The following is an 11,969-nucleotide window of genomic DNA, read 5'->3' on the forward strand; positions in this document are numbered from 1 at the left end:
GCCGAAGGGCGTGGCCTCGGTGCCCGCCTGATCAGGTTCTCGTGACGGGGCCGGGACGACCAGTAGTGCCCGCCCCGGTTGCGGGGGGGCCGGGCGGTCGGTGACCACCACGGCGGCGGTGGCGGCCCCGGCGGGATGGGCGGTCCCGGGGGCGGCGACGAGGGGCTCACCCGGCTGATCAGCGACCAGGTGGCCGGGCAGATCTCCTGGCTGTTCCCGCTGGCGCTGTGCGGTGCGATCGCCGCGCTGGTGCACCTGCGGCGGCGGCCCGCGCGGGACGCGCAGCGCGCGGATCTCCTGCTGTGGCTGGGAACCCTGCTGGTGACCGCGGCGGTGTTCACCTTCGCCTCCGGCATCTGGCACCCGTACTACTCGGTGGCGCTCGCGGCACCGCTCGCGGCCGTGGCCGGCATCGGCGTGGTGTGCATGGTGCGGCTGTTCCGGGTCTCGGCCGGGTGGGGCGCGCTGCTGCCGCTGTCGATCGCGGCGACCGGGGCGTGGGCGTGCGCGGTGCTGGACCCCGACTGGATCGGCTGGCTGCCGCCGCTGATCGCGGTGCTCACCACGGTGTCGGTGCTGGCGCTGGTAGCGCTGCTCGCCGTCCCCCGGCAGCGGCGGATGCGGGCGAAGCTCGCGCTGGCGGCCTTGCTGGCCGGGCTGGTCGCGGTGCTGTCCGGGCCGACGGCCTACGCGCTGACCGCGCTGAGCACGCCGATCCAGGCGACGTTCCCGTCCGCCGGGCCCTCCGCGCAGGGCGGCCCGGGCGGTGGCGGCCCGGGGCGCGGTCAAGGCGGTCCCGGCCCGGACGGTCGTGGTGGACCCGGGGCCGACGGGCGGAGCCCGGGCGCGCCGAGCGCCGACGGGCAGGACTCCGGCGGCCGGGACTCGGCCGCCCCGAACGGGAACGATCCGAACGCGGACGGCCCCGGTTCGGGCGGGCAGGTCCCGGACGGCCGGAACGGCGACGGCCAGGGCTCCCGGACGGGCGGCGACGGCCGCCGCGGCGGCCCCGGCGGCCAGAGCACCGAGGTCAGCGACGAGGTGGTCCGCTACCTCACCGACCACCACCGGGACGAGACCTGGCTGGTCGCCGTCGTCGGTGCCATGGTGGCCGCGCCGATCATCCTGGACACCGGCGAGCCGGTGATGGCCGTCGGCGGCTACAACGGCAACGACCCGGCCCCTACCGTCGACCGGCTGCGGACCTACGTCGAGGAAGGCGAGTTGCGCTACGTGTGGACCAACGGCAGCTCCGGGGTGCGGAGCACGGGCGAGGAGGTCGACACCCGCGTCGTCGACGAGTCGATGGCCTGGGTCGCCGAGCACTGCACCGCCGTCGACCCGGCCGAGTACGGCGGCACGGCCGCGACGACCGGCTCCGGGCCGACGACCGGTACCGGCGGGGAGGACGCCCCGACCCGGCTCTACGACTGCGCGAACCGGCACTGATGCCGAGGGGAACCGCTCGCCGGGTGCCGAGCATCGCGCTCGCCCTGCTGGTCGTGCTCGCGCTGGCGGGCACCAGCGCCCCGCCCCGGGACACCGCCGCGGCGGCACCGCTTCCGGTCCCCCCCGCGGCCACCCCGCCGATGGGCTGGAACAGCTGGAACACCTTCGGCTGCGACATCGACGAGGCGAAGATCCGCGGTGTCGCGGACGCGATGGTGGCGTCGGGGATGCGCGACGCGGGCTACCGCTACGTCGTGGTGGACGACTGCTGGTACGAGCCGGACCGCGACGCCGCCGGGAACCTGCGGGCCGACCGCACCCGCTTTCCCAGCGGCATGGCGGCGCTCGGCGAACACCTGCACGCGCAGGGCCTGCTGTTCGGGATCTACGCGTCGCCGAACGTGCGGACCTGCGCGCAGCGCACCGGCGCCTACCCGGGTGCGACCGGCAGCGGCGACCGGGAGGTGCAGGACGCCCGGACCTTCGCGTCCTGGGGCGTTGACTACCTCAAGTACGACTGGTGCTCCGGCGGCGGTTCCACCCGCAACGTGCGCGTCGCGTTCACCGCGATGCGCGACGCGCTCGCCGCCACCGGCAGGCCGATCGTCTACAGCACCAACCCGAACAGCAACTTCCCCGGCGAGCCGGGGGAATCGGAGGACTGGTGCGGGGTCGCGCACCTGGCGCGCACCACCGAGGACATCCAGCCGGTGTGGGATTCCGGGCACCGCAACGAACATCCGATGGGCGTGCGCAACATCATCGACGTCCACAGTGGACTGGCAGATCGGGTGCGCCCGGGCTGCTGGAACGACCCGGACATGCTGGAGGTCGGCGTGCACGGCGTGAACGGCTACGCCGGGCTCACCCCCGACGAGGAGCGCACCCACCTGAGCATGTGGGCCATGTTCGCCGCCCCGCTCATCGCGGGCAACGATCCCCGCACGATGTCCGAGGCGGACCGCGCGCTGCTCACCGATCCCGAACTGCTCGCCGTGGACCAGGACCCGCTGGGCGCGGCCGCGCACCGGGTTCGCGGCGGCGACCACCAGGTGTGGGTGAAGCCGCTGCTCGACGGCACCGCCATCGCCCTCCACAACCAGGCCGACACCCCGGCCCGCATCACCACGGGCCCCGCCGAACTGGGCCTCCCCGCCGGAGCGCGCCTCGCCCGGAACCTGAACGACGGCACCACCGGCCCGCTCACCGCCGACGTCCCCGCCCACGGCACCGTGCTGCTCCGCATCGACCACCTCAGCCGACCCGGTGCGCACCGCAGACCCGGCACACCATCCGGTCACCCGCGTCGGAGCGGAGACCCGCGCCCGGGTGCGCGGTCAAGGTGTGGTGCCCGCAGACGCCGCACGCCCCCGCCGAAGGCGGGTCGAACGCGCCGAGGGAACCGAGCTCCGCGGCGCTGGGGCCGGTGAGCTGTGAACGTTCGTGCAGGGCCATGAGCAGCTCCCTCGGACGAGGCGACGACGTCGCCGGTGCGGGGTCCGGAGGCTGCTGCTCAACCACCCCGCACAACGCCCACCCCGCCCGCGGCATTCCCGCGCGGGTGTCAGCGGCTTCCAGAACGGGTACCGACCGGGGAAATCGCCCACCGACCGGGAGGTGACCGTGTCCAACGGCTCCGAGGAGCTGGCGATCGCGTTGGCGACCATGTCGCGGGACCTGCTCTCGCAGCGCAGCGTGCAGCTCACCTTGGACCGCATCTGCGAGCACGCGGTGCGGCTGGTCGACGGCTGCGAGCACGCCGGGATCCTGACCCTGCACGGCGCGGGACGCGGGCGGCGGGCCGAGACCCTGTCGGTCACCCACGAGCTGGTCACCCGTTCCGATCAGATCCAGGTCGACCTCGGCGAAGGCCCGTGCCTGGACGCCGCGCAACACCGCGAGCAGGCGTATCGCATCAGCGACATGACCAGCACCCCGCACTGGCCGCGCTACGCGGCGAAGGCCCGCGACCTGGGCATCGGCAGCATGATGGGCTTCCTGCTCTACACCGAGGAGGACGAGCTCGGCGCGCTGAACCTCTACTCGTCGCGGCCCGCCGCCTTCACCGAACACTCCGAGCTGATCGGCTGGATCATGGCCTCGCACGCCGCGGTCGCCTTCTCCTCGGCCCGCGTCGACTCCCAGCTGCACGCCGCGGTCGCCACCCGGCAGCTCATCGGGGAGGCGATCGGCATCGTCATGGAGCGCTACAAGATCTCCGAGGACCAGGCCTTCGACGTGCTGCGGACCAGTTCGCAGCACGGCAACGTCAAGCTCCGGGACGTCGCCGAGCAGGTCACCACCACCGGCGAGATCCCCGGCGCCCGCTAGCCCGACCGGCGTGATTCGCACGGCGCGGGCACGGGTAGCCGACGCCCGGGTCAGGAGACACCGCTCGAGCGTGGCACTGGTCCAGGGCCCCTCGGTTCATCGCAGCAGCCGGGGGCCCGCCCGCGTCACCGGTGCGCGTTGCGGGGTTCCGGTTGGCACACCGGGCAGCTGTAGGACGACCGGTTCATGAACGCGTCCCGCCGCACCACCGCCCCGCACCGCGGGCAGGGCTGCTCCGCCTGGCCGTACACGGCGAGCGACCGGTCGAAGTAGCCGGACTCGCCGTTGACGTTGACGTACAACGCGTCGAAGGAGGTCCCGCCCACCTGCAGCGCCTCCCCCATCACCTCGGTGACGGCCGCGAGCAGCGCCCGGACCTCCGGGCGGGTCAGCGTGGCGGTGGGCCGCGCCCAGTGCAGCTTCGCTCGCCACAGCGCCTCGTCCGCGTAGATGTTGCCGACGCCGGAGACCAGGCTCTGGTCCAGCAGCGCCCGCTTCACCCCGGTGCGCCGCGACCGCAGCTTCGCCACCACCGCGTCGACGTCGAACGCCTCCTCCAGCGGGTCCGGCGCGATGTGCGCCACCGGCGTCGGCAGCAGCACGCCGCCGACCTCCACCTGGTCGGCCAGGGCCAGGCCGCCGAACGTGCGCTGGTCCACGAACCGCAGCTCGGGACCGCCGTCGGCGAACGCGAACCGCACCCGCAGGTGCTTCTCGTCCGCGGTCCCCACCGGTTGCACCAGCAGCTGCCCGCTCATCCCCAGGTGGGTCAGCAGGGCCTCGCCGGGCGCGTCCGCGGTGCCGACGAACTCGGTGGCCTGCGGTGCCGCGTCCTCGTCCAGCACCAGCCACAGGTACTTGCCCCGCCGCCGCACGCCGTGGACGGTGCGCCCGGCCAGCCGGGCGGCGAAGTCCTCCGGCCCGGGGACGTGCCTGCGCACCGCGCGCGGGTGCAGGACGTCCACCGCGGACACGGTCCGTCCGGTCACGTGCTCGGCGACGCCGCGCCGCACCACCTCGACCTCGGGCAACTCGGGCACGCGCCCACCTTTCGGCACCACCGGGGAACGCCGCGCGACGGCGGCGGAACGTCGGTGGGGGGGCCGCGGCGCGCGCGAAAAAAGCCGGTCGAGCAGAGGATCCCGCGGCGGCCGGAGCCGCCGGAGGTTCCACCGCTCGACCGGCAGTGCACTCGCTCTAACGCAGGACGATCACGCCGGATCGCCGTCGCGGGCCGAACCGCCGGGGGCGCTCGCGGCGGACTCGTCCGTCCCGCCGGTTCCCTCCCCGGACTGGTCGGCCTCGTCCTGAGCGTTCTGCTCCCGCTCGGACAACGAGCGCCACGCCGCCTCGGCGGCCTTCTGCTCGGCTTCCTTCTTGGTCCGGCCGTCACCCTCGCCGAGGGTGTCGCCCGCCACGGACACGAACGCGCTGAACTCCTTGCGATGATCAGGGCCGCGTTCCTGCACCCGGTACTCCGGTACGCCCCGGCCGGTGGCCGCGGTGAGCTCCTGCAGGCTCGTCTTCCAGTCCAACCCGGCACCGCGCTGCGGCGCCTCGGTCAGCAACGAGCCGAACAGGCGGTAGATCAGGTCCCTGGCGACCTCGATGCCGTTCTCCAGGTACACCGCGCCGAGCACCGCTTCCAGGCTGTCCGCCAGGATGCTCGCCTTGTCCCGACCGCCGGTGAGCTCCTCACCGCGGCCGAGCAGCAGGTACCTGCCGAGCCCGCCCTCACCGAGGGTCCGGGCCACGCCGGCCAGCGCGTGCATGTTCACCAAGCTCGCGCGCAACTTCGCCAGCTGCCCTTCCGGCAGGTCCGGGTGCTCCCGGTACAGCCGGTCGGTGATCACCAAGCCCAGCACGGAGTCGCCGAGGAACTCGAGCCGCTCGTTCGGCGGCAGACCACCGTTCTCGTACGCGTAGGAGCGGTGCGTCAGGGCGAGCGTGAGCAGCTCGGCGTCGAGTTCGACGCCGAGCGCTGACAGCAACGGGGCCCGGTCCGCAACGCGGTTCCGGGACTGCTTTCCCCCCACTCCGCGATCCGCGCGCGTCAGGCGGGCTGGACGACCTGGCGGCCGTCGTACTGGCCGCAGGCCGGGCAGACGACGTGCGGCAGCTTCTGCTCCCGGCAGGCCCGGTTCGAGCACTGCACCAGGGTCGGCGCGGTGGCCTTCCACTGGGACCGGCGGTGCCGGGTGTTGGAGCGGGACATCTTGCGCTTGGGGACGGCCACGACTAGTTCTCCTCTTCGTTCCCGCCGAACCGCTCACGCAGCGCGGCCCAGCGAGGGTCCATCGTCTCATGGGTGTGATCGGAGCCGAGTTCGGCCCACTTCACCCCGCACCCGGTGCACAGACCTTCGCAGTCCTCGCTGCACACCGGGGACGTGGGCATCGTCAGCAGCATCGCGTCCCGCACCGCGGGCTCCAGGTCGATCAGCTCGTCGACGACGCGGCTGACCTCGTCCTCGTCGGTGGTCGCCTCGGTGGTGCTGTCCGGGTAGGCGTACAGCTCGCGCAGCTCGATCTCGATCTCCTCGGAGAACTGGTCGAGGCAACGCGCGCACTCACCGGTGAACTCCGCCGTGGCGGTGCCCGAGATCAGCACCCCTTCCACCACCGACTCCGCCAGCACGTCGAGCTGGACGGGGTCGCCTTCCGGCACCCCGATCATGTCCAGGCCGAAACCGGCGGGCGCGGGGGCGCTGCGGCTGAAGCTGCGGCTGCTGCCCGCGCGGTGGCCGAGCTCGCGGGTGTCGATCACCCACGGGCCGACCTGCGGGGCGGCACTTGCTGCATCACGGTTCTGGGACATCACGAATCTCGTCGAAGCGAAGGGGCGGGTCAAGGTGCCAGCCGACGGCTGAACGACCGCGTCTGGTCGGTGCTGCCGGGCCAGGTGCGGTTCCGCGATGGCACGAGCGGCCGGAACCGCTCAGCGCGCGGAGCTCCGGCCGGTACCGGGCGCCGGACCCGGGTCCACGGCCCGCGCCCGCGGAGCGGGAGGCTCCGGAATGCGGGATCGACGAGCGTCGAGTGGAACCGGCCAAGCGACCGGAGCACATCCGGACGGACCTCGCACGGCCATCGCGTTCAGGGTACGCCACGGCCGCGACCACCCGGAATCACCCCGGTCGCACGCGCGGACCGGTGGATCCGCCGGGTCAGTTCTCCTCGTAGGCGGGCGCGCCGTGCCGGGTCTCCTCGTAGTCGAACGGGACGCCGACCGGGCTGCGCAGCTGCTGGCGGCCCTTGCCCACGGTGCGCAGCGTGCGGCTGAGCAGGTCCTCGAAGTCGGCGAGCCGCGCGTCCACGTAGGCGTCGCACTCGCTGCGCAGCCGCTCCGCGTCCTCCTGGGCGGCTTCGGTGATGCGCCTGGCCTCGGCGTGCGCGGCCTGCGCGACCTCGGTGTCGGCGACCAGCCGGGCCTGCTCGGAGCGGCCTTCGTGCACGGACTGGTCGTAGGCGGCCCGGCCGGCCTGCACCATGCGGTCGGCCTCGGACTGGGCGCGGCCCACGTAGTCCTCGTACTCGCGGCGGCCCGCGGTCACCGACTCCTCGGCGTGGGCGCGGGCGTCGGCGATGAGCTGGTCGGCCTGCTCCTGGGCGTCGGCGACGAGCTGCTCGGCCTCGGCGCGCGCGGAGGACAGGGTGCGGTCCGCTTCGGACCTGGCGTCCCCTATCGCCTTCCCGGACTGCGCCTCCGCCTTGGACACCACGTCGTCGCGGTGGTCGAGCACGTCCTGGGCGTCGTCGAGCTCCTGCGGGAGCGCGTCCCGCACGTCGTCGAGCAGCTCCAGCACGTCGCCGCGGGGAACGACGCAGCCCGAGGTCATCGGTACCCCGCGCGCCTCCTCCACGATCGTGACGAGCTCGTCCAACGCCTCGAAAACCCGGTACACCTCGATCTCCCTGCCGTCGTAGCCGCCCGGAGCGGCAAGCATGACACCAGACCCCGGCCCCGGGGATCACGGGTCGGCCGATCACCAGTGTGCCGCCGAGGCTCGCCCGAAGTGGGGAACCTCGCCGCGCGTGTCCCGTTTCACGCCGCCCGGACGCGAACGGGCCGCCCGCCCCGGAGGACGAGCGGCCCGCGCGGCGGCCGGGAGGTCAGCCGTTGATGTCGGTGATGGAGAAGCTCTCGTAGTGGTCGTCGGTGTAGAAGAACTCACCGTTCTCCCCGACGACGAACCGGCGCGCACCGCGGTCGTCGCTGCCGGGGGTCTCGACGGTGTACTCCTTGTAGTAGCCGCTCGCGCAGTCCGGGAGGATGCCCTCGCGGTTGCTGAACGTGCCGCCGTCCTGCGGGTACGGGTACGGGCCACCGGCCTTGATCAGGTCGACGGTCTCGGCGGCCTCGGCGGGCAGCGCGGAGAGCTTCACCGCGTCGAACCCGGAGGTGTCGCCGCACTCGGCCGCGGCGACGTGGTGGGTCTGGGGGCCGACCGGGTCGGCGGACAGCGCGGTCACCGAGACGCCGAACAGGCCCGCGACGGCGAGCACACCGGCCAGCAGGACGTTCATGGCTTTCGACGAGATCTTCATGCCCGGACGCTAACCCGCGGCCATGATCAGCTGGTGGCTTGTCGTGAACACGAAGCCGGGTGGACGCACAGTTCACCCGCACGTGGTCCTACGGTCGGATCATGACATCTCCCGTTCTCCGCAGCGCCGCCGAAGCCGACCTGTCCGCGATCGTGGACCTGCTCGCCGACGATCCGCTGGGGCGGCTGCGGGAGAAGCCCGGCGATCCGGCGTACGCGGCGGCGTTCGCGGCGATCGAGGCCGACCCGAACCAGCTGCTCGCCGTCGCCGACCGGGACGGCGAGATCGTGGGCACGCTGCAGCTCACGTTCATCCCGGGTCTCTCGCACGCGGGCGCGACCCGGGCCCAGCTGGAGGCGGTGCGGGTGCGGGCGGACGAGCGCGGGAACGGGCTCGGCGGGGAGATGGTGCGCTGGGCGGTGGCGCAGGCGCGCGGGCGGGGCGCCCGGATCCTGCAGCTCACCAGCAGCAACTCGCGGGAGCGGGCGCACCGGTTCTACGAGCGGCTGGGCTTCGAGCGCAGCCACGTGGGGATGAAGCTCGACCTCACCGGGTGAGCGTCAGGAGTGCTCGGCGTTGCGCTCGGCGACGCGGTCCACCAGCCGCTGCTCGATCTTCGGCGGGACCAGGCTCGCCACGTCGCCGCCGTAGGTCGCGACCTCCTTGACCAGCGAGCTGGCCAGGAAGCTGTAGAGCGGGTTCGTCGACATGAACAGGGTCTCCACCCCGGACAGCCGTTGGTTCATCTGCGCCATCTGCAGCTCGTAGTCGAAGTCGCTGACCGCGCGCAGGCCCTTGACGATCGCCGAGATCTCGTTCTCCCGGCAGTAGTCCACCAGCAGGCCGTGCCAGGAGTCGATCCGCACGTTCGGCCACGGCTCGGTGACCTCGCGGAGCATGTCCAGCCGCTCCTCCACGGTGAACAGGCTGCGCTTGCTCTTGTTCACCAAGACCGCGACGACCACCTCGTCGAACAGGCCCGCGGACCGCTCGATGATGTCGAGATGGCCGTTGGTGGCCGGGTCGTAGGAGCCAGGACACACGGCACGTCTCATGAGGCCGGACGTTAGCACCGGGCCGCGGCCCGCTCAGGCCGGACGTGGCACGGGTCACCGCTCGATCGGACGTGCCCGATCCGGGCTGCTGCCCGGCTTCCGGGACCGTCCGGCCGTCCTACTGGGACCCGCGATCCGCCGGGAAAGCCCGCTCGTCCTCCGGAAAGCTCTGCTCGTCCGCCGGGAAGGCCCGCTCGTCCTCCAGGAAGGCCCAGTGCACCGCGGTGTCGCCGTAGCGGCGGGTGCGGTCGGCGACCAGCGGGGCCGGCCAGGCCGGATCGCCGCTGCGGGTGGACTGCTCCAGCACGACGAGCCCGCCGGGCGCGGTCCAGCCCCCGGTGGCCAGCGCGGCCAGCACCTGGGCCAGCCGGGCCGGGTCGAGGTCGTAGGGCGGGTCGGCCAGCACCACGTCGTAGGGCTCGCCGGGCGGGGTGGCCAGCGCGGTCTCCGCCTTGGCCTGCTCGACGACGACCTGCCGGAAGCCGAGGGCCGCGGCGTTGCGCCGGATGATCTGCGCGGCGCGGCGGTCCGCTTCGACGAACGTGGCGTGCGCGGCGCCGCGGGAGAGCGCTTCGAACCCGAGCGCCCCGGAACCGCCGTAGAGGTCCAGCACCCGCGCCCCGTCGAGGTCCACGGCCGCTTCGAGCGCGCTGAACACGGCCTCGCGGACCCGGTCCGAGGTGGGCCTGGTCCCGCGCGGTGGCACGTCGATCCGCCTGCCGCCCGCACTTCCCGCCACGATCCGAGTCACCGGCCCATCTTCGCACCGCCGGGGACGGCGCCCGTGCGGGCCTCCGGACGCGAAGCGGGGCGGCACCCGCGCGGATGCCGCCCCTGCTCGTGCTGCTGGATCACTGCACGACCTGGACCTCGTCACCGGGGTTGAGGGTGTCGAAGAACTTCTTGGCCGCCGTGGTGGACAGGTGCACGCACCCGTTCGACTCCTGTTCGAGGCTGCCCTCGTGGAAGGCGACCCCGGTCGTGGTGAAGAACACCGAGTTCGGCATCGGCGCGTTGTCGAACTCGCCGCTGCGGTGGTCGGCGTCCTTCCACTGCACCCGGAAGGTCCCGACGGGGGTCTCCGATCCGGCCTTCCCGGAGGTCAGCGGCACCGGCCCGTAGAAGCCCTGGCCGTTCTCCTGCAGCCACGCCTGCTTCGACGACAGGTCCACGCAGGCCTTCGCCGTCGCCTGGCAGGGCGTCACGTCCCCGGCGTCCGCGTAGGCGGCGGTGCCGGTGAGGGCCGCCCCGGCGACCAGGGCGGCCACGGTGGCCGTCCGACCGAGGCGCTTGTTCACGTTGCGCATGGGCTTCACGTCCCTTCCTGCTTCCGCAGTTCACACCACCGTGCCACAGGCACAGGGGTTCGAACACACCACGGTCACCGGAATGCGCTTCCACACCACCACTTTCACCACATCGGCCCCGGAACTCCCGAGCGGCAAGGGATATTTCGGACGTCGGGGACGTGTTGTCCTTGTCGCACAAGGACTTCCGATCACGCGGGGTGGCCCCGTCAGCGCCGCGGGGTGGCGACGGCCGCGTAGCAGGCGGCTTCGGAGGGGACGTGGTCCGGGGCGAGCGGGCCGTCCGGGTGCCAGTTCGCGGGGTGGACCAGGCCCGGCTCGACGAACTCGAAGTCCGCCAGCAGCGCGGTGATCTCCTCCTTGGAGCGCAGCACCAGCCGCTCCGAGCCGCCGGCGTTGAACGTCTCCGCGGTGCGGTGCACCTCCGGGTGGTCGTCCGCGGTCAGGTGCGAGAACACCAGGAACGAGCCGGGCCGCATCGCCTTCCGGTAGGCGGCCAGCGCGCTCGCCGGATCGTCCTCGTCGGTGAGGTAGTGCGTCATCGCGACCATCAGCACCGCCACCGGTTCCGCGAGGTCCAGCAGCCGCAACGCCTCCGGGTGGCCGAGGATCGTCTCCGGTTCGCGCATGTCGGCGTGCAGCACCGTGGTGCGCGGGTCCTCGGCAAGCAGCGCGCGGCTGGCAGCGACGGCCACCGGGTCGAGGTCCACGTAGACCACGCGCGCCTCCGGATCGCCCTGCTGCGCGATCTCGTGCACGTTGCCGACGGTCGGCATCCCGGAGCCGAGGTCGAGGAACTGCCGGATCCCGGCCCGCAGGCAGTACCGCACGGCGCGGGCCAGGAACGCGCGGTTGTCGAGGGCGGGCTGCGGCGTGGCGGGGAAGATCTCCTTGATCGCGTCGAGGACCTTGCGGTCGACCTCGAAGTTGTGCGACCCGCCGAGGCCGTAGTCGTAGATCCGGGCCGCGCTGGCCTTGCTGATGTCGGCGCCCCTGGGCAGCTCCCGCACGGTTCCTCCGTCGCTCGTGCCCGGGTGCTGCTCTGCACCCGGCCCGCGGTCCCGGAACCGGCCGCGACGCGCGGTGCGGTGCGGTCACGGTACCCGCCCGATCCCGCAGCGCACGACGCCGCGACCGCGTCACGCCGACCGCAGCGGCCCGAACCCGGCACCCCGAACGCACCGGGGGGGGGGGGGGGGGGGGGGGGGGGGGGGGGCGCCCCCGGGGGGGGGGGGGGCGCCGGGGCGCGGCCGGCCCGCGGCGGTGCCGCGCTACCAGAC

Annotated in this window: 14 protein-coding genes; 4 read left to right on the top strand and 10 right to left on the bottom strand. The window is 73.3% G+C overall.

The window, feature by feature from the left end; all coding sequences use genetic code 11:
* Positions 1-135 precede the first annotated feature (135 nt).
* From LCD31_RS16420 to LCD31_RS16430, 3 genes are all read left to right on the top strand, one after another.
* On the top strand, positions 136-1,449 hold the full coding sequence (locus LCD31_RS16420) for a hypothetical protein (RefSeq protein ID WP_224959225.1): 1,314 nt from the start codon (positions 136-138) through the stop codon (positions 1,447-1,449).
* Positions 1,449-2,879, top strand: a complete 1,431-nt coding sequence (locus LCD31_RS16425; protein ID WP_224959204.1) for a glycoside hydrolase family 27 protein — start codon at positions 1,449-1,451, stop codon at positions 2,877-2,879. The genes LCD31_RS16420 and LCD31_RS16425 overlap by 1 nt, the downstream gene beginning before the upstream one ends.
* 193 nt (positions 2,880-3,072) lie before the next feature.
* Positions 3,073-3,780 (top strand): GAF and ANTAR domain-containing protein, encoded by a 708-nt coding sequence (locus LCD31_RS16430; RefSeq protein ID WP_224959206.1) that lies wholly within the window; start codon positions 3,073-3,075, stop codon positions 3,778-3,780.
* Positions 3,781-3,905: 125 nt separating this feature from the next.
* On the opposite strand, the gene mutM is transcribed toward LCD31_RS16430, so the two are convergent.
* The 6 genes from mutM to LCD31_RS16460 form a co-directional block, all read right to left on the bottom strand.
* Positions 3,906-4,820 (bottom strand): bifunctional DNA-formamidopyrimidine glycosylase/DNA-(apurinic or apyrimidinic site) lyase, encoded by a 915-nt coding sequence (gene mutM / locus LCD31_RS16435; protein WP_224959208.1) that lies wholly within the window; start codon positions 4,818-4,820, stop codon positions 3,906-3,908.
* A gap of 171 nt (positions 4,821-4,991) precedes the next feature.
* Positions 4,992-5,816, bottom strand: coding sequence for a ribonuclease III (rnc, locus tag LCD31_RS16440; RefSeq protein WP_374108020.1), 825 nt, complete (start codon positions 5,814-5,816; stop codon positions 4,992-4,994).
* 17 nt (positions 5,817-5,833) lie between these two features.
* Complete coding sequence (rpmF, locus tag LCD31_RS16445) at positions 5,834-6,016, bottom strand: 50S ribosomal protein L32 (protein WP_184481814.1); 183 nt, start codon at positions 6,014-6,016, stop codon at positions 5,834-5,836.
* Positions 6,017-6,018: 2 nt separating this feature from the next.
* Positions 6,019-6,597 (bottom strand): DUF177 domain-containing protein, encoded by a 579-nt coding sequence (locus LCD31_RS16450; RefSeq protein WP_224959210.1) that lies wholly within the window; start codon positions 6,595-6,597, stop codon positions 6,019-6,021.
* A 349-nt stretch (positions 6,598-6,946) separates the two neighbouring features.
* A complete protein-coding gene (locus LCD31_RS16455; protein WP_224959223.1) occupies positions 6,947-7,684 on the bottom strand; it encodes a DivIVA domain-containing protein in 738 nt (245 codons plus the stop codon).
* 208 nt (positions 7,685-7,892) lie between these two features.
* On the bottom strand, positions 7,893-8,327 hold the full coding sequence (locus LCD31_RS16460) for a ribonuclease domain-containing protein (protein ID WP_224959212.1): 435 nt from the start codon (positions 8,325-8,327) through the stop codon (positions 7,893-7,895).
* A 101-nt stretch (positions 8,328-8,428) separates the two neighbouring features.
* Between LCD31_RS16460 and LCD31_RS16465 the strand changes: the two genes are divergently transcribed.
* Complete coding sequence (locus tag LCD31_RS16465; RefSeq protein ID WP_224959214.1) at positions 8,429-8,884, top strand: GNAT family N-acetyltransferase; 456 nt, start codon at positions 8,429-8,431, stop codon at positions 8,882-8,884.
* A 3-nt stretch (positions 8,885-8,887) separates the two neighbouring features.
* Here LCD31_RS16465 and coaD read toward each other — a convergent pair whose 3' ends face one another.
* The 4 genes from coaD to LCD31_RS16485 all read right to left on the bottom strand — a co-directional run bounded on the left by coaD (position 8,888) and on the right by LCD31_RS16485 (position 11,699).
* The gene (coaD, locus tag LCD31_RS16470; RefSeq protein ID WP_224959216.1) at positions 8,888-9,382 is read right to left on the bottom strand and encodes a pantetheine-phosphate adenylyltransferase; all 495 of its coding nucleotides are present in this window, start codon (positions 9,380-9,382) and stop codon (positions 8,888-8,890) included.
* 118 nt (positions 9,383-9,500) lie between these two features.
* Positions 9,501-10,133 (bottom strand): 16S rRNA (guanine(966)-N(2))-methyltransferase RsmD, encoded by a 633-nt coding sequence (rsmD, locus tag LCD31_RS16475; RefSeq protein WP_224959217.1) that lies wholly within the window; start codon positions 10,131-10,133, stop codon positions 9,501-9,503.
* A gap of 100 nt (positions 10,134-10,233) precedes the next feature.
* Positions 10,234-10,689 (bottom strand): L,D-transpeptidase, encoded by a 456-nt coding sequence (locus LCD31_RS16480; protein WP_224959224.1) that lies wholly within the window; start codon positions 10,687-10,689, stop codon positions 10,234-10,236.
* 209 nt (positions 10,690-10,898) lie between these two features.
* Complete coding sequence (locus tag LCD31_RS16485) at positions 10,899-11,699, bottom strand: SAM-dependent methyltransferase (RefSeq protein WP_224959219.1); 801 nt, start codon at positions 11,697-11,699, stop codon at positions 10,899-10,901.
* Between the last annotated feature and the right edge of the window lie 270 nt (positions 11,700-11,969).

The organism is Saccharopolyspora sp. 6M (assembly GCF_020176775.1).
Lineage (GTDB): Bacteria > Actinomycetota > Actinomycetes > Mycobacteriales > Pseudonocardiaceae > Saccharopolyspora_C > Saccharopolyspora_C gregorii.

Bases quoted from the DNA above. Each gene is read 5' to 3' on its own strand.
- LCD31_RS16460 (WP_224959212.1), bottom strand. From the start codon at position 8,327: ATGAAGATCTCGTCGAAAGCCATGAACGTCCTGCTGGCCGGTGTGCTC.
- LCD31_RS16420 (WP_224959225.1), top strand. From the start codon at position 136: ATGGGCGGTCCCGGGGGCGGCGACGAGGGGCTCACCCGGCTGATCAGC.
- LCD31_RS16450 (WP_224959210.1), bottom strand. From the start codon at position 6,597: ATGTCCCAGAACCGTGATGCAGCAAGTGCCGCCCCGCAGGTCGGCCCG.
- LCD31_RS16465 (WP_224959214.1), top strand. From the start codon at position 8,429: ATGACATCTCCCGTTCTCCGCAGCGCCGCCGAAGCCGACCTGTCCGCG.
- LCD31_RS16480 (WP_224959224.1), bottom strand. From the start codon at position 10,689: ATGCGCAACGTGAACAAGCGCCTCGGTCGGACGGCCACCGTGGCCGCC.
- LCD31_RS16425 (WP_224959204.1), top strand. From the start codon at position 1,449: ATGCCGAGGGGAACCGCTCGCCGGGTGCCGAGCATCGCGCTCGCCCTG.
- coaD (WP_224959216.1), bottom strand. From the start codon at position 9,382: ATGAGACGTGCCGTGTGTCCTGGCTCCTACGACCCGGCCACCAACGGC.